The following is a 21749-nucleotide window of genomic DNA, read 5'->3' as shown; positions in this document are numbered from 1 at the left end:
TGATCTATTCCTGGTCGGATAACAGCCGCCGCAAATGCACGCCGATGATCTCGCGGCGATACCAGGCGCTGCCTAGCGCATCGTCGACCGGCGAGGTGCCCTCGGTGATGGCTGAAGCGGCGGCTGTGATCGTCGAAGTATCGAGCGGGCGGCCTTCGAGCGCGCGTTCGGCGGCTCTGGCGCGAATGGGCATGGGCGCCATCGAACCCAGCGCGAGGCGCGCCCCCAACACCCGGCCGCCGCTCATGGGGACGTGGGCAGCGAGGGTAATGACGGAGGCGCCTTTCGGTCTGATACGCGTGATCTTTCGATAGCGGAACGCGTCCGAGCTGGCTGGCCTCGGGCAGGAGACCGAGAGCACGAGATTGCCGGCTTGCCGTTCCCGCGACTGCAGAAATTCGTCGATCGGTAGGTCACGTGCGCCGAAGCCGCCCTGCACGGACACCGTGGCATCCAGCGCAAGCAGCGCGACCGTGAAATCGCCGTAAGGGTTGGGCGCGAACAGGTTGCCGCCGACAGTCCCCATATTGCGGACGGCAGGTCCCCCGATCGAGCGCGCCGGGGCGTGTAGGAAGGCCAGATCCCGCTCAGCAAGGATTTTCGCAAAGGTCACGCCGGCGCCGATGGTCACGCGCGGGCCGGCGGCCTCGATACGCCGCAACGCAACGTCATTCGCCCGTACGATGCTCGAAATCGAGACGTCGCCCTCGTTCAGCGCACGCATGACTAAGGTGCCGCCGCCGAAATAGCGGGCAGTTCGGTCCGAGGACAGGGCGGATGCCGCTTCGCCTGCGCTCCCGAATGTCCTTACCGTGACGGGCATGATGCCTCCACTCTCATGCGGCCTCCCTGAGATGCGTCCGTATGGCGTCGAATCCGGTCTGATAGATCTGCTCCGCGACCATTTGAGTAATGCTTTGCGCGTCCTCCGGCTTGGTCGTGAAGCGCGATTCCCAGTGCCAGAAGGTGCGGTCGCCGTCGGTGACCGGGAGCAGGCGGACGTGAGCGACATAATTGAACATCGGGATCGGGGTATCGAGCAGGCAATAAGAGAAGGTCTGCTCGAGATCTGAGAGCGCGAGCAGCTGCTCACGCAGCTCCGAACCGTCCTTCAACTTGAAACGGCGCACGCAGCCGATCTTGTCGGACGGTTGCGCCCGCTCGATGGCGCTGGTCGCAACCGCCGGATGCCAACGGTCGTGGCCATTGAAGTCGCGCAGCAGGTTCCACACCGCGTCGGTCGGTGCATCCAGGACGGTGCTTTTGACAATATGCGGCACGACTAGCCTCCGAACGCCCGCTTCAATGCGTCAAATCCGCCCTGGAACACGCCGCTGCCGATATTGTTAACCAGTTCCGCTTCGCGCTCGGCCGCGCAATCGAACTCCGCGGTCCATTCCAGGAATGTCTTGTCGCCATCGGTCACCGGCGTGAGCCGCAGCGTCGCGACATAGTTCTCGACCCCCATCGGGGATTCCAGGATCGAATAGGTGCAGAACATGTCGTAATCGGAGAGGCCTAGCAGCTTCTCGCGGATGCGATCGCCGTTGCGCAGGCGAAAATCCCGCACGCAGCCGATCTTGTCGGCGGGTTCGCCGCCCTCGATACGACTCTCCGCAATCGCCGGATGCCAGTTGGGCAGGCCGTTGAAGTCCCGCACGCGCGCCCAGACGCGGTCGTTGCGGGCATTGACGACAGAGGAGACGTAGACTCTCGCCATGCGCCTTTAGCCTTTCTTGCGCGGGCTGCGCTCAGTGGGCGTTGCGGCGGGCGTCGATTCCGCCGGCGCTGCGGCCGACTTGCTCTCGCCACCGCCTTTGCGCGTCGAATCCCGGATGCCCTGCATGTCACGCGCCTCGCGAATCAGGCCCGGCATCTTGGCCAGGCTGCCGCCTTCGACCCCGATCTCGGAGAGGATTGAGTCGATCAGCGGCGCCTGCACCCGATATCGCAGCGCAGAGTCGATCACCTCGTCGGTGGCGCTGCGACCGGAGCCATTGGCGTGACCGTTGCCGTTGAGGCCGTCGACCTGCAGAATGCGGATGCCCTCGATCTTCTCCATCGGCTTGACGCTTTCGCGCACGATGCCCTCGATACGATCAAGCAACTTTCTGCGGAACAGCGAGAAGCGGGCTTGATCGGTGAGTACGTTCTCGGCCTCGTTGAGCAGCCGCTGCGCTTCGGCTTCCACCGCCGCCCGGACACGCTCGGCTTCGGCCGCGATGCGGGTTTCCTCCGCCTGTTTCTCGGCGAGCAGCACTTCGACCGTCTTGCGCCGCTTGGCGATCTCGTTCTCCCGTGCAGTCACTACGCGCTCGGCGGCCTCCGTCGCACGTATGCGCGCCTCCTCGGCTGCCGCGCGGGCCGCAGATTCCTCCAGCGACTTCTGATGGATGGCGATCGCCTTTTCCATCATCGCCGTTTCGACGTCCTTCTCGCGGCCGACCTCCAGCTTGCGCAGGTCGCGCTCGCGGCCAATCCGGGCCTCGTCGAGCCCGCGATCGGAGGCGATGCGGGCGCGCTCGACCTCCTCGCGCGAGGCAATTTCGGCTTCCTGCAGCGCCTGCACGCGCGCGATTTCGAGTTGCTCGGTGGCGCGGCGCCGCTCCAGCCTTGCCGCGTCCAGCGCCTGCTCGCGGTTCACGTCGGTCGCCTCGACCTCCTTGCGCGCAACAATCTCGGCCTGCTTGACCTTTCGGTCGGCATCCATGCGCTCGGAGCGCTTGGCGGAGAGCGCGATGACACGGTCCTCGTCGGCAATTTCGACTGCGCGCTTCTGCTCGATGTTGAGCACTTCGCGCGTCTTCGACGAAGCGATGCGTTCGGATTCCAGCGTCAATTCGACGCCAATCCGCTGACGCTCGATGGCATCGCGGCGCTTGAGCTCGGCGGCTTCGATCGTCTCAGTCCGCTCGATCTCCAATGATCGCGTCTCCCGTTCAGCGCGGATGCGCTCGGCGGCGATCACCTTTTCCTGCGAAATACGCGCGGCTTCGATGGCCTCGCGGGAGGCGATGTCGGCCTCCTCGACGGCGCGGTTGCGGGCGATCTCGAGCGAACGGACGCGCTCCTCTTGCGCAATGCGCGAGCTTTCGGTGGTCTCACGTGCGGTGATACCGGCAACATCGATGGCCTGGTTGCGCTCGATCTCCAGCTTTCGGGTCGCATGCTCGGAGCCGATGCGCTCGGCAGCGAGCGTGCGCTCGCGCGCGATTTTGGCGGCCTCGACGGCCCGCTGCGCCTCGATTTCCGCCTCCTGGACGGCGCGCACTTGCGCAATCTCGAGCGCGCGCGTCCGCTCGTCGGAGGCGATGCGCTCCGCATTGACCGCCGTCGTCTGGGCGATGCGCGCCCGTTCGGTCGCCTCGCGCGCGGTGATTTCGGCTTCGTCTACGGCGCGGGTGCGCTCGATCTCGCGACGACGGGTCTCTTCCTCGTTGGCGATGCGGGCGTCGGTGACGACGCGATCCTGCTGGATTTTAGCCTTTTCGACCGCTTCGCGGGCGGCGATCTCGGCTTCCTCGACCGTGCGCATACGCTCGATGTCACGCTGGCGCACCTCACGCTCGGAAGCGATCCGTGCCGTATCCACCGCGCGCTGATTGGCAATTCTCGCCTTTTCCACTTCCTCGCGGGCGACGAGTTCCTTCTCCTCGATGGCGCGTGTACGCTCGATCTCTCTCTGGCGCGTCTCGCGCTCGGAGGCGATGCGCGCCTCCGCGATCGCCTGCTCATTTGCGATGCGAGCCTTTTCGATGGCCTCGCGCGCGGTAATCTGCGCCTGTTCGGACTCGGTCTCACGCAATGCGCGCTCGCGAGCGACTTCCGTGCGCTGCAGCGCACGGCGCATCTCGATGTCGCGCTCCTGCTCAAGGCGCGCGGTTTCGCTCTCGCGTTCGATCTCGAGCGCCTGCCGCTCGGCTTCGAGATTGCGGGAACGGATCTTGATCATCGAGTCCTGCTCGATGTCGTTGCGCAGCTTGCGCTTGGCTTCGATGTCTTCCATCAGGCGGGTGAGGCCTTCGGCATCAAACCGGTTGGATGGGTTGAAGAATTCGAGATCGGTCTGGTCGAGATCGGTGATCGCGACCGATTCGAGTTCGAGGCCGTTCTGGGCCAGAGCCTCGGCGGCCGCAGCCTTGACACGCGCGACATAGTCGCCGCGCTGCTCGTGCATCTGCTCCATGGTCATTTCGGAGGCGACCGAGCGGATGGCAGAGACGAATTTGCCGGACAGCAGCGCATGCAGTTTCTCGGGCTCCATGGTACGGCGGCCGAGCGTGGCGGCAGCGATCGCAACCGCATCGCGTGTCGGCTGCACCCGGACATAGAAGTCGGCCTCGATATCGACGCGCATGCGGTCACGGGTAATCACCGCGTCCTGCCGGGCGCGAACGATGCCCATCGGCAGCACGTTCATGTTGACGGGGGTGTAATCGTGGATGAAAGGCAGCACAAAGGCGCCGCCATTGATCACCACGCGTTCGCCGAGAAAGCCGGTGCGGACGAAGGAGGTTTCCTTGGACGAGCGGTGATAGAGCCAGTTGACGATGTAGACGCAGATCACGATCAGAATGATGGCTACGATCAGCCAGAGGATCAATTGACCAACGAGAATCCCTGACATTGTCGTTCTCCCCTTAAGTCGGGCGATCAGCGCGCGCCGATCGCCTTGAATTTGCGAACCTGATCCGTCAGCGCCCGCTCCACCGGCAGTCGCTCCATCGAGGAGGCACCATAGAAGCCGTGGCAATGACGGGTGTTCTTGATGATGAAATCGGCATCCGCGGGATCGGCGATCGGGCCGCCATGCGCAAGAACGAGGATATTCGCATTGACGCTGAGCGCCGCGGCTGCCCAGGTGTCGATGCGCTTCGGGCAGTCTTCCAACTTGAGGGCGGTGTGTGCGCCGATCGATCCGCCAGTGGTAAGGCCAAGGTGGCAGACGATGATATCGGCGCCCGCAATGGCCATCGCGGCGGCCTCTTTTTCGCTGAAAACGTAGGGCGTCGTCAGCATGTTCTTCTCGTGGGCCTTGGCGATCATCTCGATCTCCAACGCATACGACATGCCGGTTTCCTCGAGATTGGCGCGGAAGACGCCGTCGATCAGCCCGACCGTCGGGAAGTTCTGCACGCCGGAAAAGCCGAGCGCCTTCAACTGGTCGAGGAACATATCCATGTCGCGGAACGGGTCGGTGCCATTGACCCCGGCGAGCACTGGTGTCCTCGTCACGACCGGCAGAACCTCCGCGGCCATTTCAACCACGATGGCGTTGGCATCACCATAGGGCATGAGTCCCGCGAGCGACCCGCGTCCGGCCATGCGATAGCGGCCGGAATTGTAGATGACGATGAGGTCGACGCCGCCGGCCTCTTCGCACTTGGCCGAGAGACCGGTGCCGGCGCCGCCGCCGACGATCGGCTGGCCGCGGGCGACCATGTCGTGAAACTTCTCCAGGAGCTCTCCGCGTTCAAACCTGGCCATGGTTACCTCGCAGCTCTGCGCCGTCCGCTCACGCGCCCGATCAGGGCTCGGAACGCGCTGACAATCGTGGTTGCGAACTCGGGATCGTTGATATTGTGCTTGACGCGAATGAGCTGGCGATTGCTGGTTTGGCGCACCGTGCGCTCCAGTGTTCGGAACAGTGCCGCGTCGGCTTCCGGGTCCCAGAACGGCTGGCCGGGCGCATCGAGTGCGGACACGCCCCCCTCAGGCAGGAAGAAGCGGACCGGCCCATCCATCTGATTCAGCCGCTCGCCGATCCAGCGTCCCATGCGCTCGTTCTCGTCCGGCGTGGTCCTCATCAAGGTGACTTGCGGATTATGGACATGGAATTTGCGCTTGCCGTAGCGCTCGGGGACTGTGTCCGGCGCGCCAAAATTGACCATGTCGAGTGCGCCCGTCGAGCCGACATAGGGCACGCGCTTTTGAATGATCGCGCCGAAGCGATCTTCGGTTGCCGGAAACACCCCGCCCATCAGAAGATCGCAGATCTCGGTCGTGGTGAGGTCGATCACCGCGGCCAGCTGTCCGGACTCGACAAGCTTTTCCATAGAACGGCCGCCGACGCCGGTGGCATGAAATACCAGGCATTCGAATTCGTCGTGCAGATCGGCGGCGACCTTCTGCACGGCCGGCGTCGTCACGCCGAACATTGTGATGCCTATAGCGGGAAGGGCGGTAGCCGCGGTGCGGTTCTGGCCCGCGGGCCGATCGAGCCGCGCCTTCACCATGCCGATCACGGCATTGGCGCCGTTGGCGAGGACCGCGCGCGAGACGGAGTTGAGGCCCTGCACATCGGTCACCGAATACATCATGGTGATATCGGCAGGCCCGACATAGGGGCCGACATCGCCCGACGCGATGGAGGAGATGATGAGCTTGGGCACTCCGACGGGAAGGGTACGCATCCCGGGGGCCACCAGCGAGGCGCCACCCGACCCGCCGGCCGAGATGATACCGGCGATGTTGGCCTGGCGGCGCACCCAACTGGCAAACGCGTCCGCCATCGCGGTCACCGCGGCGCCGCGATCGGGCCCAAACACCGCCGACCCGCCGCGCGCGTGATTGAGCGCGATTTCCTGGGCGGGGACGTCGCAGGTCGACGGCTTGCCGCTGGTCGAGAGATCGACCAGCCGCGTGCGAAGGCCGCTGGCCGCGATGATGTCGCGGATATAGCGTAGTTCCGTGCCCTTGGTGTCCAGCGTTCCGGCGATCAGAACGACCGGTGGGCCGGATGTTTGCGCGGTCGGTGTTTCGCGCCGCTGCCGCACCTCTTCGATACGCGCAACGCCTGTCGAAACCGTCCGTGCCGCCGCCTCGATCCGGGCAATTGGTACCGGTTGCGACCAGCGGGTGGGCAATGTGGGGTTGGAGATATAGATGCGGACGGGTCCTTTCGTCCGCGCGGGCTGCGGGGCGCGTTCGGCCTCGAGGCGTTGTGGCTCGGCCGCAAGCCCCGAATCGATCTCAGCGTGCAGCCCGACTCCGAGCAGGCGTTGTTGCAGGTTGCGGTCGGCGGCAAGCTGCGCGGAATCTATGATGCGATTGACACGTCCGTTGACCATGACTGCGACGTTGCGCGATACGGCGGTTGCGACCCCGATGTTCTGCTCGATCACCAGCACAGCGATGTCGCCTTCGTCGCCAAGCCGCACCAGCATCTCCTCGACCTGGGCGACGATCACCGGTGCGAGGCCTTCCGTTGGCTCATCCATGATCAGGAGGATCGGATTGGTCAAAAGCGCGCGCGAGATTGCCAGCATCTGCTGCTCGCCGCCGGAGAGCTGGCCGCCACCATGGTCCTTGCGCTCGGCCAGCCGCGGGAAGGTCTCGTAAATGCGCTCGACGGTCCAGGACCCGCGCCGCATTCCAGCGGCGAGACGTAAATGCTCATCGACGCTGAGCGAGCGCCAGAGCCGGCGCCCTTGCGGGACGTAACCGACGCCAAGCCGGGCGATCGCGGCCGACCCAAGGCCAGTGATGTCTTCGCCACGGACGCGTACCGAACCGCCGCTCGTGCGCACCAGGCCCATGATGGCGTTGCACAGCGTAGTCTTGCCCATGCCGTTGCGGCCGACGACGGAGAACACGCCTTGCTCGACCGTCAGGTTGACGCCCTGCAGCGCATGCGAATGGCCGTAATAGACATCGAGGCCCTTCACCTCGAGCGCTGGCGCGGAGGGGCGGCGGGCGTCATTCATGGCCGCCTCCGAGATAAAGCTCTTGCACTTCCCGATCGGTTTCGATCTCGCGCGGCAGGCCTTCCTTGAAGATGCGGCCGTTGTGCATCATCGTGACGCTCTCGACGACGCGCAGCGCCACATCCATGTCGTGCTCGATGATGATGTAGCCGATATGCGCCGGCAGCGCGGTCAGGATCTCGATCAGCTCCAGTCGTTCGGCGGGCGACAGTCCCGCTGCCGGCTCGTCGAACAGGATGAAGCGCGGCGCCCCGGCAAGCGCAAGGGCGATCTCGAGCTGCCGCTGCTGCCCGTGCGCGAGCTCGGCAACGCGCTGGTCCTTGACCGCGCTCAAATGCACGGCCTGCACCAACGCTTCCGCGGACTGCATCAGCGCATCGTTCTGGCCGGGACGCAGCATGGAGAAGCGTCCCCGCGAAACGCCGCGGCAGGCGAGATAGACGTTGTCCTGCACCGTGAGTCCGGGAAACAGGGCGGAAATCTGGTAGGTGCGGCGCAGCCCACGGCGGATGCGCTCATAGGGCGGGAAATGGGTGATGTCCTCGCCAAAGAAACGGATCGTGCCGGAGGAGGGTGGAAAATCACCGGTGATGCAGTTGAACAGCGTGGTCTTGCCGGCGCCGTTCGAGCCGAGCACCGCACGCCGCTCACCCGGCCTCACCGTAATTGTGATGTCGGTCAGCGCAGCGAGTGCACCGAACATCCGGGTGACGCCGCGAAGCTCGAGCGCGGCTCCAGCGCCGACCGCCGAGAGACGTTGTGCGACGCTATCCATGGCCATGGCGCCTGCTCGTACCAGCCGGATCGGATGTACCGCGCTTCCAGCGCTCCCAAAGCCCAATCACGCCGTCGGAAGACCAGAACACGACGGCAAGGAAGCCGAGCCCGATCAGAAGGCGGAACCGGTTGCCGTCCAGCCCGATCTTGACCAGGAAGTCGAGCGCGAAGGTGCGCAGAATGACGAAGATGAAGGCGCCGATGAACGGCCCGACCGGCCGGGTGATCCCACCGACGACGGCGATGATCAGAATGTCGATGGCGGCCCCGACACTGACGGAGCCCGGGGCAATCTGCCGATAATTCCAGACCTGAAGAATGCCGCCGAGCGCAGCAACGAAGGAAGCGAAGGCATAAGCCGCGACCCGATGCGCGTTGACATTGAAGCCGAGCGCAGCCATGCGGCGCGGATTGTCGCGCACGCCTTGCAGCGCCAGCCCAAACGGCGCCCGCGACAGATATTCAACCGCGAAATAGCAGAGCGCGGCAACCGCGAGCACCACATAATAGAATGGAATGTCGCCGCGCCAGTCGACGCCCCAGAAATGCGGAGTTGCAATGGTGTTGATGCCGGTGTGGCCGTTGAAGAGCGGCCAGTTCTGATTGGTGAAATAGAAGAACGCCGCAGCGATCGCGAGCGTGATCATGATTGTGTAGATGCCGGCGGTGCGGACCGCCAGCGCGCCGCCGAGCGTCCCGAAGATGGTTGCGAGCGCGAGTGCCATCGGCGTTGCGAGCCACCAGGGCCAGCCCAGGCTGATGTTCGCGCTCGCGCTCATGCCGAAGATGGCATACATGTAACCGGCAAAGCCCGCGATGGTGAGCTGCATCAGGCTCACCATGCCGCCATAGCCTGCAAGAAACATCAGGCTGAGCGCGACAATCCCGAGGATCAGCGTGGTGCCGAAGATCTCGATCAGGAAGAAGCCGTTGGCGATCAGCGGCATGATCAGGAGAATGATGGCGACGATCCAGGCGGCGGGATTGTTGATCTCCGGCCAGGTACGGATGGAGGGGCGCGCCGCAATGGTCGGCGGGGTGGCGTGAGCGTGGGCGCCGTGGCTTAGCGACATGTCACCGCCTCGCCAGCAGGCCCTGTGGGCGCAGCGCCAGCACCAGGACCATGATGAGGAAGGTCACGACGATTGCATAGGTCGGGATGTAGACCGAGCCGAGCTGCTCGGCCAACCCGATGATCAGCGCGCCAAGTGCCGCGCCGGGTATCGAGCCCATGCCTCCGACAATGACGACCACCAGCGACGCAAGCAGAAAGCGCGTGTCCTCGCCAGGCGAGAGCGACGAAAACGTGCCTCCGACGACGCCGGCAATACCCGCAAGGCCCGCGCCCAGCGCGAACACGAGGACGAATACAAGCTGAATGCGCACGCCGGTCGCAGCGAGAATGTCACGGTCATCGACGCCGGCGCGGATGATCATGCCGATCCGCGTGCGATTGAGCGCGAGCCACATACCGATCCCGATCACGACGGAGGCCAGGAAGATGACGAGGCGTACCAGCGGATACTGTAGATAGATTGCCTCGCCCGAGGAGCGCACCGCCGTGACAAGCGGGATCTCCACCGGTCCGATCAGCCAATTCGGTGTCTGGATCTGATAGAAGTCGCCACCGAATGCCCAGAGCATCAGGTCGGCAAAAACGATTGAAAGCCCGATCGTCACCATCGTTTGCCGCAGGTCCTGGCCCTCCATGCGGCGGAACACGACGATCTGCAGCAGGATGCCGATCAGCGCCACGACGATGAAGGCGACGATGAAGCTAAGGATCCACGAGCCGGTCGCGCTGCTTACGATGTACCCTACATAGCCGCCGAACAGGTAGAGCGAGCCATGTGCCAGATTGACGTTGCGCATCAGGCCGAAAATGAGGGTGAAGCCGCTCGCGACCAGGAAATAAAGCCCGCCAAGCGTGACGCCGTTGAGGACGGCGTTGAGGAAAACCTTCTTCCGGCCGATCGCCTCTTCAAGGCCGGGCGGCCAGACAGCGAAAATCAGCCAGAGCAGGACCGCAACCGCAAGGATCACGATCAGCGCCCACGCCGGATGGCGCTCGATGAACCTGGTCACGTGCGCGACCTCGTCGCCGAAGCGGCGCCTGGCTGATCGTCCCGGCCGAGATCCGGCGCATGGCAAATGGCTGGCGGCCCCGCCATCGACGCGTCCTCCCGCAAAATGCGACCTCTTGCGGGTCGCGTTTACCGGGCATCCTAGCGTGGCCGCAGGTCGGGCGTTTGATCCTCAGTATCTTTTCGCGCCATCTTACGCCCGCAAAACCTTGGCCGCACGACGGTATTCGGTCGGCGCCAGGCCGACATTGGCGGCAAAGAATCGGGTGAACGCGCTTTGCGAGGAAAAGCCGAGATCGACGCTGATATCGGCAATCGGTGCTTCGGTTGCGACCAGCGCGTCCAGCGCATGCTCCATAATCAGCGTGTTGAGATAGAGGTTCGGGGTGACGCCGGTCTGGATGCGGAACAGGCGATAAAAATGGGGCCGCGACAGGCCGGATTCACGGGCGATGGTATCGAGTTCGATCTCGGCGCCGGGGCATTCCGACATCAGCTTGATGCTTTTGCGGACGCGAAAATCCGTAACGGCTGCCGTCGCCTTGATATCCTGCGCCGGCGCGGATTGCTGCCAACTCTCGACATGGCAGATGTCGATCAGTTGCCGGAGTTCGTTATCGAGGCTGCTCAGCGAAGGCGCCCCGCAGACGAGCGCGGCCGTGTGTCTGACCTGTTTCCTGAGGTTCGGCGTTCGCTTGAAACAGGTAGAGCCGAAGCGCAGTCCGTTCGCGTTGGCCACACTCGGCGCGAACCACTCCCAATTGACATAGAGCACAAAGAAGATCGCGCCGTTATCCATATCCGTGGGAAGGAAATTATGTGGCTCCCAGGGATTGACGGCGACGACGGAATCGTCGGTCAGAAGGTGACGTCGGTCGCAAACATCGATTTGCGCCGGCGTGCCACCGACATGAAAGATCAGATGCCCCTCACGATGCGCATGCACGTTGAAGGGCCGGTTCAACTGGTACACCGTCGCGCGGCCGAAACGGCCGTGGAAGACGGCGAGCGCCCGGCTCATGCCCTCCCTCCCGCTGGATGTTTTTGTTTTTTTATACCGTTCAACATCCGGGGAGGGAATGCAAGCTCATCGTCCGTCTACCGGTCGCCCGCTCGCAAGTGCGAAATAGGTCAGTACTTCTTGCACTCCGGAATCGTGCGGCTGGGCAGACCGATCTTGGCAAACACGGCCGGATCGTAGCCAAGCGTCTGGTTCACATTTGGGATCACCTTGACGACCTTGGAAAACAGCGCGCCTTTGCCGTCGTCGATCACCTCGGTCACGAAGTTGGTGCCGATCGCCTGGCGGTTGGAGTCGAGCTTGATCTTGCCGTTGGGTGCATCGATCTCGATCTTGGCGAGTGTTGCCTTCAGCTTTTCCTGATTGTTGCTGAGGTCGCCATTCACCGCCCGCAGCGCCAGGATCAGGGCCATCGTTGCGTCATAATAGTTGGTTGCGAGCAGCGACGGACTCGGGAAGCGCTTCTCCGGCGGGAACGAGTCCTGATAGGCCTTGACGAATTTCTGCCAACCCGGATCGTCCCAGGTATCGGCCTGGCCGCTCGCAGCGAGCGTGCCGATCAGTGCGTTCTTGGCGCTGCCCTTGGCGGAGAGAATGGTCTGGTCGACCAAAATCGATCCGCCCATCAGATGCGCCTTGCCGCCGGCCTGCTGGTATTGATTCAGGAAATTGACGGCGTCGGCGCCGCCGAGCCCGAGATAGATCGCGTCCACATCGTCAGGCAGTGAAGCGATCACCGAGGCAAAATCCTTGGTCCCGAGCGGCACCCACTGCCGGTTCGTTACCTGTCCGCCGGCGCCACAGAAATCGAGCACCAGGCCGAACACCTGCGTGTAGACGAAGGAATAGTCCTCGCCGACCGTAGCGATCTTGCGATAACCTTTGTTTTCATAAGCGTATTTGCCGAGACCCACCTGCCACTGCGCGCCATCCATGTTGTAGCGGAAGAAATTCGGCGCCGGGTCGACGTAAGTCGTCTCCTGCGCTCCGGAGGCCGCGTTCACGAAGGTCAGCTCGGGATGCGTCTTGGCGAAATTCTTCACCGCGATGCCTTCGTCACCCGACAGCGGCGAGAGCAGGATCTGCACCTTGTCCTGCTCGATCAGCTTGCGTACCGCGCGGACGGCTGAGTCCGGCGTCGCATCGGTCGAGGCGACAACATATTCGAGTTCCTTGTCACCGATCTTCTTGCCGAAGGTGTTGAGTGCGGTCTGGAAGCCGCGCATGCCGTCTTCGCCGAGCACCGTGTAGGTACCCTCGAGCGTCGCCGTGACGCCGATCTTGATCTTTTCCTGAGCCATGGCTGTGCCTGAAAGAAAAAGGCTCATCAATGCGATCAGTCCTACACTGCCTTTCGTCATTGCACTCCTCCCTGATGTCGTTCGAACGATAGGTTCGCCGGCCGCGCTGCCGCGGCTCCCTTCGCAAAGCTTCGCATCGTGTGCGCAAGGCTAGCCGATGGTGGGGACAGTGCGCGTGTCTTCACCTCCCTGAGGCTTGACAGGCAGTCTCATTTTGCATGTTGCGCCGCGGAAGTCGGCGCTTCGACGTCGCGGCGTCGAACGGTCGATCCAGGTCGACAATGTCGGCGTAATCTCGCCGGTCGGACTGTTTTCGGAAAGATCAAATCACTCCATGTTGCTTCTCTGTGACGACAGCCCCTGTCGTTGTTTCTGACCGGGCAGACCATGGCGGGCATGCGGGCAATCAAAACTGCAAAGGTCGCTTCGCTGAAAAATAACACGAGGTTAAGCCCGCAGCACAAATGGGTAATTGTGTTAAGCCGCCGCACCGATATGGTTTGCCGCATTCGGGACGAAGTGGCTGCGCCGCGCCAACGCCCCACAGAGCACCCCGCAAAACAAAAAAGCCCGCTTTCGACGGGCCGCCAGTCATCAACGCCGGAGGAAGCGAAAAATGAGTGAATCGTCGAGCCGTGCGACAAACCTGCATCAATCGAGGAGGGCCGCCGCCAGCGGTTGGATAGGATCCGCCCTCGAATATTATGACTTCTTCATCTACGCGACCGCTGCATCTCTCGTCTTTCCGCAGATCTTCTTTCCTTCCCAGAACCCCACCGTGGCGATCATCGCGTCGCTGGCGACCTACGGCGTAGGCTATGTCGCCCGGCCAATCGGCGCCCTCTGCCTCGGGCACTGGGGCGATACGCATGGACGCCGAAACGTCCTGCTGCTTTGCATGTTCCTGATGGGTGGCTCGACCATGGCGGTCGGCATCCTTCCGACGTACCAGCAGGTTGGCATTTGGGCGCCCATCCTTCTGGTGGCGCTGCGGCTGATCCAGGGCTTTGCTGTCGCGGGAGAGATTTCGGGCGCCAGCTCCATGATCCTCGAACACGCGCCGCTGGGCCGGCGCGGCTATTATGCGAGCTTTAGCCTGCAAGGCGTGCAGGCCGGCCAGATCCTTGCCGCTGCCGTGTTCCTGCCACTGGCAGCCTATTTGCCCTCCGAAGCCTTCAACAGCTGGGGTTGGCGCATCCCGTTCATCCTGAGTTTCTTCGTCATCATCGCCGCTTACATTATTCGCCGTGAAGTCAATGAAACTCCGGCGTTCGAACGGGAGGAAAGGGCAGGCGAGCTACCGCAAACGCCGATCGTCGAGGCTTTCCGACAGAGCTGGGCCGATATTCTGCGCGTGGCCTGCATGTCGTTGATGAACGTTATCCCCGTCGTCGCCACGATTTTCGGAGCTGCCTATGCCGTGCAGCCGGCCTACGGCGTCGGCTTCGCAAAAGAGATTTATCTTTGGATTCCCGTTGCCGGCAACATCATAGCCGTGGTGATCATTCCTTTCGTCGGGACGCTCTCCGACAAGATCGGTCGTCGTCCTCCGATCATCGCGGGATCGCTGGCGGCTGCCTTGCTATCTTTCTTCTATCTCTATGCCGTCAGCATTCACGATGTTTGGATGGCAGTGGTCGTGTCGCTTTTCATGTGGGGGGTGCTGTACCAGGGCTATAATGCGGTCTTTCCTGCCTTCTATCCCGAGCTATTCCGTACCCGCTATCGCGTGTCAGCAATGGCGATCGGGCAGAACATTGGAACCGCGCTGAGTGCATTCCTGCCCGCCCTCTTTGCGGCTGTCGCGCCTCCCGGCTCCAGCAATATTCCGCTGACCATAGGCGGGATCACGCTGGGCGTCGCCGCGATCGCTTCGATCGCGGCGTTTTCCGCGCGCGAGACCTATTCGCTCAATCTGAACGATCTCGGCAATCCCGACGCAGTTCCTGTCCCCAAGGACGAGTACACGCGGATCAGGGCGCTTGGCACGATTGGCGATACTCGCCTTGCAGGCGGCTGATCGATGGTCGGATCCGGTCTCAAGATATTCGGTGCTCAATGAAGCGGCTCATATACGTGCTGAATGGCCCAAATCTCAATCTGCTCGGCAAGCGACAGCCTCACATGTATGGTCATGAAACGCTCGGCGATGTGGAGGTTGCCTGTCGCCGCTTCGCCGAAGCCAACAGGCTTGAGCTTCGTTTTCATCAGAGCAATCGCGAATATGAAATCATTGACTGGATTCACGAAGCTCGCGAGATCGCTGCCGGCATTGTGATCAATCCGGCGGCGTTCACGCACACGTCCGTGGCAGTCCTGGACGCGCTCAACGCGTTTGACGGGGCTGTCATCGAAGTTCACATATCGAATATCCACAAGCGGGAGCCCTTCCGTCATCATTCCTACGTCTCGGGCCGTGCAGATGGCGTGATTGCGGGCTTTGGGACGGAAGGCTACACACTCGCTCTGCAGCGATTGGCCACCTTGCTCGAGGGAGGTGCACACCGGCAGCCAGAAGCCAAAGCAGCCATCACGGGCTTTCCGCGCGAGAGCGGTCATGTGTAACTTGTCAAGGTCGTCCTTAAAGGTTACCTGTTGATCGCCCGCTGAAGGTTATTGTCATGGCTGATCAACGTCCTCCGCCTTTCTTTATTGCGGATTCCCCCGGCCTGGATTTTCTGAACGCGCTCGCCACCCCCGTGGATAGCCAGGTCGAGTGGATCACTTCGGGCGAGGACCTGATCTCGTGGCTCTTGCAGGCCGGCTTGGTGGCTCCCAAGGTCGTAGCCGAACTGCGAAAAAGGGCGGCGCCCGGCGATTTCGATGCTGTGGCTGCTCAGGCGCGCAAGCTGCGGGAATGGTTTCGTGGATTTGTGAATGCGCACAGAGGCAAGCCGCTGAGGGCGAAGGCTATCCACGAACTGGAGCCGCTAAACCGGGTGCTCGTCAGGGACGAGGAATTCGGCCAAGTCGTCGCCGGTGAGACGGTCCGGAAGAAGTCGGAGCAAAACGAGCCGTCCGTCTCTGGACTGGTATGGAGCCCGCAGCGCCGATGGCGGTCCCCCGATGCGCTGCTATTTCCGATCGCGCAAGCGATGGCCCGGCTTGTATGTGAAGAGGACTTCCGGCACGTCAAGGCCTGCGAAGGGCATCGTTGCACCTTGTTGTTCGTGGATAGAACGCGGGGGCGCGTCCGGCGTTGGTGCTCGATGTCGGTCTGCGGTAACCGCGCCAAACAAGCCGCCCATCGAGAGCGCGCTATGCGCGCCAGCGAATGAGCCGCCAACACACGATTGCTCAATCGCTCGTAGCTCCGCGTGCGGGTATGGTGAACTGAAAAGCGGCCCCGCAAGGTTGGTTTGGGCTGGCCCACAATCGACCGCCATATGACTCAATGATCGACCGGCATATCGACAGCCCGATTCCCAAACCGCCCGACTTTGTCGAATAGAAGGGCTCGAAGATGCGATCGTGATCTGCGGGCGACAATCCCGGGCCTGTATCCATGATCGCAACGAGAACGCCATCGCGGTCAGCGTAGGCTGTGCGGATCACGAGTTCTCGCGCTCCCGACGCCATTTCGCTCATCGCCTCGATGGCATTGAGGATCAGATTGACGGCAACCTGTTGCAGCTCGACCCGATCTCCTAAGATCTCGGGAAGGCCTTCCGCAAATGCAGTTCGCACCGACACTCGGTTCCTTGCGGCCTCCGCCCGAGTGAGCTCGATCACCTCGTGCATGACCCGGTTGACTGCCAGGAAGCCCGTTTTCGGCGGTTTCTTCTTGATGAGATCGCGAATTCGCCCGATGACCTCGCTTGCCCGAATGCCATTCTGGACGACGCGGGCCAGTGCCTGGCGCACAGCCTCCAGTTCGGGTGGTTGACGCTCCAGCCACCGCAGTGCAGCTTCCGCGCTGGCAATCACGGCGGTGGTCGGCTGGTTGACCTCATGAGCGATCGATGCGGTCAACTGACCGGTCACCGCGACACGGTTCGCGTGGGCCAACTCCATCTGTGCTTCGCGGTAGCGCTGCTCGTTCTCGCGAGCCTCGGTTTCCGCGCGCTTGCGCTCGCTGAGATCCAGCACGAAAGCAACACCTTGCTCGCGTTCATCGTCGAATAAGGCTCCGCCGGTCAGCACCGGCACGCGGCTGCCGTCCTTGCGGAAGAATTCCTTCTCGAAGGGTTGGACAACTCTGGTCGCCTTTAGTTCTGCCCGGGCGCGCGCGGTGCGGTCGCGCCATTCGGGCGGCGTCAACTCGGCCCAGCACAACCGGCCGGCCTTGATATCCTCGCGGTCGTATCCCAAAGTCCTAAGGAAGGATTGGTTGGCGTCGAGGATATTAGGGACGTGATCGAAGATGAAGATCCCGATGATATTGGAATCGACCAGGCGACGAATCCGGGATTCCCGTTCCTGAAGCTCGCGGTACAGGCGAGCGTTGTCGAGCGAAGTCGCAGCCTCGGACGCGAGAAATTTCAGAACGGCGACTCGCGCTGGCGTAAATACGCGCGGTGCGAGACTGTTTTCGAGATATAGCAACGCTACGAGCTTGCCCTGCTTGATGAGCGGCAAAGTGAGGACCGAACGTGTGCGCTTGCGGCGGACATATGCGTCGTTTGCAAATGCGCCGAGCGCGGAAGCGTCGTCGAGGATGACGCTTTCCTGCAGGCGCGCAGCGTATAGAACAATCGACTCGGGCATTTCTGCGCCGCAGAGCGGCAGGTCGCAGAGACCGATGGCGATCGATGCGCCGCCGGTCGTCGCTTCGGCCTGAATCCGTAACTCCGATCCCTTCGGCAAAATCAGCAGGCCGCGTTCCGCGCCGGCATGTTCGATTGCTGTGCGCAGCAGTGTATCGATGAGCTTCTCCAGAACGATCTCACCTGACACGGCTTCCGACACTTTGAGAACCGTGGCCAGGTCCAGATGCTCAACCGGCGCCCCGATAGTACGCATCAGACCGAGACCCGCGTCTCTCCCTCGGAGGTTCGGAAACGTCTCTTCGAGATGCCGCACCTTGGCCTCTGCACCCCACCGGAGATAGCAATCGCGTGCAATCGTCAGATATGAGAGAACGACCGTTTGGATGCCGCGAGCCTCGTAGAACCGGGCCGCATGCTCCGCGGCGATCGCCTCGATTTGGACGAATTCCGCTTCCCGTGCCAATCGGATCGACTCTTCGTATAAGCGTTCTGCTTCCAGTTCGTGGCCTTCGATGCGATTGATCTCGGCAGCGAGCAGTGCTTGTCGAGCGGCAAAGTTGGCCGGACAGCGGTCGGACCAGATCGTGAGTTTGCGGTGCTGTTCGCGGAGGCCGCCGATGTGTTTCTTGCGGTCTTCGGGCGATGACGCGTCATGGGCGGCGGCATGGGCGAGCCCCGTATAGAAGCGATATTCAGTGAACTCCGAATAGGCCCGGGCGCACCACGATAGTTGTTCCGCACGCTCGGCGCGCGCAAGCGCGATATCGGGACGTCCGGCGAGCAGATTGAGCTGGACTTGCGCGGCGTAATAGAAGAAGGCACTCAACGGCTCGGTAATGTCCGAGGGGCGGGGCTCACCTGGCACGTCGAAGCTGCGCTCCTCGTCGCGCCCCATCAGGCCTAGCGCCAGACCTCTTTGTTTGGCGAAGAACTCGATGGATAGCCGGAGGCCATAGGCGTCGGCGAACGCCAGCGCCTGCTCGGCGTGCAAGCAAAGGTCAGGGAGCGGCTCGCCGCAGAAGAGTCCCACGGACAGCAATCCGCGGTGCGAGTAGGCAGCGAAGGCCAGATCCCCGACCGCCAGGGAAATCGCAAGACCGCGCTGTATGAATGGCCGTCCGGATCGGATCGGACGTACCCATGGTGTGACATGGAGCCCGAATACCAAAAGAGCCCGTCCGCTCAGTCCCGATTGCGGCTGCTTGTCAGCGAGGGCAGCCCCAAATTGGGATAGTCGGAATCCAAGCGACACATCAGTCGAATTGCTGGCGAGAACGCCGAATATGGTGGTCAATGGATAGCAGGTTTCGGGGCAGATCCCGTGCTCGAGCGTCAGCCGTGCTGCTGCCAGCAGCATGATATCGGACAGGTTGCGATCAGTGAGAAAGGCGGGCGTGACCAGGTCGGCCAAAACGCACATCGTTGCGCGGTGACCGGAATCGGTCATTGCGGGCATCGCATGAAGCCGGTCATCGGACAATTCCCCTGCCAGGCTTCGCAGGCGCTGCCGTTCCTCGTCTACTTGGCTGCGACTCGGGTGAGGGGACCAGTCGATCCCGACCTGGCGCAAGAACGCCAGACAGACATCGACGGCGCGCTCGAGTTGCCCCGCGGCGGTGTAGAGTTGCGCCTGAAGCCTGGCGACGTCGGCGCCAGCCAGGACGTCCGAGCAACTCTGCGAGAGGACCAGCAATTCCGTTTCTGCGACATCCAGATGCCCGACCAGGAATTCGCACTCGGCGTGAAGCGATGCGACTGCGAAGGCGGTCCGGCTGCAGCGCGGATGGGCTTCCTCTCCGAGTAGCCTGCGTGCGATCTCAAGGTAGATTATGGCTGCATGGTAGGCTGTGGCATTCCGTGCCCGCTGGCTAGCAGCGAGGTTGACGGTTATGATCTGTTTCCGTTCGGCCTCACTCGTCAAGGCGGTGACGCCGCGGTTCAGCTGGTTGGCAACAATGTAGAGTTTCTTGCTCGTCTCGTCTGGCGCAAGGTGTGCTGCAAGCGTGATGCCGATGCGTAGATGCAGAGCTGCCCGCTTGTTTGCGTCCGGCTGCAACCCATAGGCGGCTTCCTGCACGCGGTCGTGTGCGAAGGCGTAGGAGCTATCGAGACGCTGCACCAATTCAAGACGAACCGCTTCGCGCAAATCCGCGTGTACCTGTTGCTCCGATGTCCCGTGCACCCAAGAGAGCGTCGTCACTTCGGCGCCGTTGCCCAGGCAGGCCAATGTCAGCAGGGCCTGCCGGGTCTCGCCGCGCAAGCCGCTCAGCTTGCCAACCATAAGGTCTGCGACGTTTTCGGTATAGCCCTTGGCATGGATGCGTTCGAGATCCCAGCGCCACTGGGCCTTGTCGTGATCGAATGTCAGCAACTCTTCTTCGGCGAGCGCGTGCAGAAATTGGATGAGAAAGAATGGATTGCCGCCCGTCTTTTGATGCATCAGCTGAGCGAGTGGCGCGGCGCGCGCGAGATCGCAGCGAACGGCATCCAACGTGAATTGCTCGACGTCGCCTCGGGAGATGGGCGCCAGGCTGATCTCCTGGACTCGTGCGCCGGACTGGCGAATCGCCGCGAGCTTTTGCGTCAGAAGGTGTTTCGCATCGACCTCGTTGTGACGATAGGCGCCGATCAGGAGCAGGTGTCGGAGGTCGGACCGGGCTAACAGAGTCTCGATTAGATCCAGCGTGGCCACATCCAGCCACTGCAAATCGTCCAGGAAGATAGCGAGTGGATGGTCTGGCTGGGCGAAGACGCCAATGAAGCGCTGAACGACGAGTTGAAAGCGGCGCTGTGCGTCTTGCAGCGAAGCGTCCGGGACCGGAGGTTGATCGCCGATGACCATCTGCAGTTCGGGAACGAGATCGACCATGAGCTGGCCGAGCGGGTTCAACGCTTGGCGCAGCGCGTCGCGCCACGGCGCCAAGTCGGCGTCGCTTTTGGCGAGAAGGCCCCGGATAAGACCCTGAAATGCCTGAGCTAGCGTCGCATAGGGCATATCGCGCTTATGCTGATCAAGTTTGCCCGATGCGAAGAGACCGCCCATCGGGACCAATGCTTTATCCAGCTCGTGAACGAGTGCCGACTTGCCGATCCCGGAATGGCCGGACACCAGGACCAGCGCCGGGGTACCCCTCTGGGCGACGCGGTTGAACGAGGCGAGCAGGCTTTCGATCTCAGGCTCTCTGCCGTACAACTTCTCCGGAATCAGGAGCCGGTCCGGCATATCGGTTTCGCCGAGGACAAAATCCTCGATCCGGCCTTGCGCCTCCCACGCGGCAAGGCCGCGCTGCAGATCATTCTTGAGTCCGGCAGCGGTCTGGTAGCGCTCCTCGGCCGTCTTGGCGAGAAGCTTCATGATGATCGCCGAGACGGCGCCAGGCACGCCCCTCATTCGTTCGGCAGGCGGCACCGGCCGCCTCGCGATGTGGCAGTGCACCCATTCCATCGGAGCGGTCGCGGTGAACGGCAGGGTGCCCGTGAGCATCCGGTAGAATGTAACGCCGAGTGCGTATAAGTCGCTGCGGGAATCGATCGAGCGGTTCATACGTCCGGTTTGTTCGGGCGCCATGTAGGCGAGCGTGCCGGCGATGGTCTCGGCCGGTTCAAGCTGCTGCCGCTCGCGCGACAAGCGCGAGGCGATGCCAAATCCTGTCACCCTGACTTCATCCGTGCCGTTCACCAGGAGATTTGCTGGTTTCAGATCCTTGTGGATCAAGCCTTGCCGATGGAGTTGGGTGACCGCGGCGGCGATGGCGATAGCCAGCGGCAAAAAGCGCTCCAACGTCATCGGCGCGCCGAGCAGCCGGTCGAGCGGCTCGCTGTCAGGGTCTTCGAGCACCAACAAGGTCCGACCGCGCTCGCGGATCAGCTCGAGGGGTCGTACGGCCCAGGCGCCGTTCAGCTCATCCCGCAAGGCGTATTCATGCGCAAGTCTGTCGAGGCCAGCGGGTATCGGACAGTCAGCGGTCAGCCTAACGATAAGGACGCTGTTTGGCTTGCCTTCAGCGCCCGGGTGCCGTTCGCGGCAGACGACGCGTTCCCCGTCGTCCCACAAGACCTCGAGATCAGCCGCTCTTTTGGCGGGGATTCGCGAAGATACGTTCATCTGCCGGACTCCTGAATCTGGCCGGCCGCTCGTTTGAGCGGGACGC

The 21749-nt window shown here is 62.6% G+C and carries 16 protein-coding genes; 4 read left to right on the top strand and 12 right to left on the bottom strand.

Translation table 11 applies throughout. The features are described from left to right. Nucleotides 1–4: 4 nt before the first annotated feature. From A3AI_RS0130055 to A3AI_RS0130005, 11 genes are all read right to left on the bottom strand, one after another. Nucleotides 5–823: an FAD binding domain-containing protein gene (locus A3AI_RS0130055; RefSeq protein WP_024519136.1), complete on the bottom strand. Its 819-nt coding sequence runs from the start codon at nt 821–823 to the stop codon at nt 5–7. 13 nt (nt 824–836) lie between these two features. Beyond that, the gene (locus A3AI_RS0130050) at nt 837–1280 is read right to left on the bottom strand and encodes an SRPBCC family protein (RefSeq protein WP_024519135.1); all 444 of its coding nucleotides are present in this window, start codon (nt 1278–1280) and stop codon (nt 837–839) included. 2 nt (nt 1281–1282) lie between these two features. Beyond that, nucleotides 1283–1720, bottom strand: a complete 438-nt coding sequence (locus A3AI_RS0130045; RefSeq protein ID WP_024519134.1) for an SRPBCC family protein — start codon at nt 1718–1720, stop codon at nt 1283–1285. 6 nt (nt 1721–1726) lie between these two features. Continuing rightward, a complete protein-coding gene (locus A3AI_RS0130040) occupies nt 1727–4627 on the bottom strand; it encodes a flotillin family protein (protein ID WP_024519133.1) in 2901 nt (966 codons plus the stop codon). Between the two features lie 26 nt (nt 4628–4653). Continuing rightward, the gene (locus A3AI_RS0130035) at nt 4654–5487 is read right to left on the bottom strand and encodes a phosphoenolpyruvate hydrolase family protein (RefSeq protein WP_024519132.1); all 834 of its coding nucleotides are present in this window, start codon (nt 5485–5487) and stop codon (nt 4654–4656) included. Between the two features lie 2 nt (nt 5488–5489). Beyond that, nucleotides 5490–7706: an ABC transporter permease gene (locus A3AI_RS0130030; protein ID WP_024519131.1), complete on the bottom strand. Its 2217-nt coding sequence runs from the start codon at nt 7704–7706 to the stop codon at nt 5490–5492. Next, entirely contained in the window at nt 7699–8481 is a 783-nt protein-coding gene (locus A3AI_RS0130025; RefSeq protein WP_024519130.1) for an ABC transporter ATP-binding protein, read from the bottom strand. The genes A3AI_RS0130030 and A3AI_RS0130025 overlap by 8 nt, the downstream gene beginning before the upstream one ends. Continuing rightward, nucleotides 8474–9556, bottom strand: a complete 1083-nt coding sequence (locus tag A3AI_RS0130020) for a branched-chain amino acid ABC transporter permease (RefSeq protein ID WP_024519129.1) — start codon at nt 9554–9556, stop codon at nt 8474–8476. Before A3AI_RS0130020 ends, A3AI_RS0130025 begins: the two co-directional genes overlap by 8 nt. A gap of 1 nt (nt 9557) precedes the next feature. Next, complete coding sequence (locus A3AI_RS0130015) at nt 9558–10568, bottom strand: branched-chain amino acid ABC transporter permease (protein WP_024519128.1); 1011 nt, start codon at nt 10566–10568, stop codon at nt 9558–9560. A 192-nt stretch (nt 10569–10760) separates the two neighbouring features. Continuing rightward, nucleotides 10761–11588 (bottom strand): AraC family transcriptional regulator, encoded by an 828-nt coding sequence (locus tag A3AI_RS0130010; RefSeq protein ID WP_024519127.1) that lies wholly within the window; start codon nt 11586–11588, stop codon nt 10761–10763. A gap of 110 nt (nt 11589–11698) precedes the next feature. Next, complete coding sequence (locus tag A3AI_RS0130005; protein WP_024519126.1) at nt 11699–12949, bottom strand: ABC transporter substrate-binding protein; 1251 nt, start codon at nt 12947–12949, stop codon at nt 11699–11701. 306 nt (nt 12950–13255) lie between these two features. Here A3AI_RS0130005 and A3AI_RS48075 point away from each other — a divergent pair, with 306 nt between their 5' ends. Genes A3AI_RS48075 through A3AI_RS0129990 form a run of 4 tightly spaced genes read left to right on the top strand, consistent with a single transcriptional unit; the run spans nt 13256 to nt 16167 of the window. Beyond that, nucleotides 13256–13513 carry a hypothetical protein gene (locus tag A3AI_RS48075; protein ID WP_156928002.1) on the top strand — a complete coding sequence of 86 codons (258 nt, stop codon included), beginning with the start codon at nt 13256–13258 and terminating at the stop codon, nt 13511–13513. Next, on the top strand, nt 13506–14909 hold the full coding sequence (locus A3AI_RS0130000; RefSeq protein WP_024519125.1) for an MFS transporter: 1404 nt from the start codon (nt 13506–13508) through the stop codon (nt 14907–14909). Before A3AI_RS48075 ends, A3AI_RS0130000 begins: the two co-directional genes overlap by 8 nt. Before the next feature lie 38 nt (nt 14910–14947). Then, a complete protein-coding gene (aroQ, locus tag A3AI_RS0129995) occupies nt 14948–15454 on the top strand; it encodes a type II 3-dehydroquinate dehydratase (protein WP_024519124.1) in 507 nt (168 codons plus the stop codon). Nucleotides 15455–15510: 56 nt separating this feature from the next. Beyond that, nucleotides 15511–16167, top strand: a complete 657-nt coding sequence (locus A3AI_RS0129990; RefSeq protein WP_024519123.1) for a CGNR zinc finger domain-containing protein — start codon at nt 15511–15513, stop codon at nt 16165–16167. 19 nt (nt 16168–16186) lie between these two features. On the opposite strand, the gene A3AI_RS0129985 is transcribed toward A3AI_RS0129990, so the two are convergent. Next, on the bottom strand, nt 16187–21703 hold the full coding sequence (locus A3AI_RS0129985) for a trifunctional serine/threonine-protein kinase/ATP-binding protein/sensor histidine kinase (protein ID WP_024519122.1): 5517 nt from the start codon (nt 21701–21703) through the stop codon (nt 16187–16189). Nucleotides 21704–21749 lie beyond the last annotated feature (46 nt).

Origin of the sequence: Bradyrhizobium sp. Tv2a-2, from assembly GCF_000472425.1 — a bacterium.
Classification (GTDB): Bacteria; Pseudomonadota; Alphaproteobacteria; order Rhizobiales; family Xanthobacteraceae; genus Bradyrhizobium.
The sequence above is the reverse complement of the archived record's forward strand: the minus strand, read 5'-3'. Positions and strand labels throughout refer to the sequence as shown.

What these genes read in the sequence shown, in the direction of transcription:
- A3AI_RS0130055 (WP_024519136.1), bottom strand. Translation starts at nt 823, where the DNA reads ATGCCCGTCACGGTAAGGACATTCGGGAGCGCAGGCGAAGCGGCATCC.
- A3AI_RS0130045 (WP_024519134.1), bottom strand. Translation starts at nt 1,720, where the DNA reads ATGGCGAGAGTCTACGTCTCCTCTGTCGTCAATGCCCGCAACGACCGC.
- A3AI_RS0130040 (WP_024519133.1), bottom strand. Translation starts at nt 4,627, where the DNA reads ATGTCAGGGATTCTCGTTGGTCAATTGATCCTCTGGCTGATCGTAGCC.
- A3AI_RS0130035 (WP_024519132.1), bottom strand. Translation starts at nt 5,487, where the DNA reads ATGGCCAGGTTTGAACGCGGAGAGCTCCTGGAGAAGTTTCACGACATG.
- A3AI_RS0130030 (WP_024519131.1), bottom strand. Translation starts at nt 7,706, where the DNA reads ATGAATGACGCCCGCCGCCCCTCCGCGCCAGCGCTCGAGGTGAAGGGC.
- A3AI_RS0130025 (WP_024519130.1), bottom strand. Translation starts at nt 8,481, where the DNA reads ATGGATAGCGTCGCACAACGTCTCTCGGCGGTCGGCGCTGGAGCCGCG.
- A3AI_RS0130020 (WP_024519129.1), bottom strand. Translation starts at nt 9,556, where the DNA reads ATGTCGCTAAGCCACGGCGCCCACGCTCACGCCACCCCGCCGACCATT.
- A3AI_RS0130010 (WP_024519127.1), bottom strand. Translation starts at nt 11,588, where the DNA reads ATGAGCCGGGCGCTCGCCGTCTTCCACGGCCGTTTCGGCCGCGCGACG.
- A3AI_RS0130005 (WP_024519126.1), bottom strand. Translation starts at nt 12,949, where the DNA reads ATGACGAAAGGCAGTGTAGGACTGATCGCATTGATGAGCCTTTTTCTT.
- A3AI_RS0130000 (WP_024519125.1), top strand. Translation starts at nt 13,506, where the DNA reads ATGAGTGAATCGTCGAGCCGTGCGACAAACCTGCATCAATCGAGGAGG.
- aroQ (WP_024519124.1), top strand. Translation starts at nt 14,948, where the DNA reads ATGAAGCGGCTCATATACGTGCTGAATGGCCCAAATCTCAATCTGCTC.
- A3AI_RS0129990 (WP_024519123.1), top strand. Translation starts at nt 15,511, where the DNA reads ATGGCTGATCAACGTCCTCCGCCTTTCTTTATTGCGGATTCCCCCGGC.
- A3AI_RS0129985 (WP_024519122.1), bottom strand. Translation starts at nt 21,703, where the DNA reads ATGAACGTATCTTCGCGAATCCCCGCCAAAAGAGCGGCTGATCTCGAG.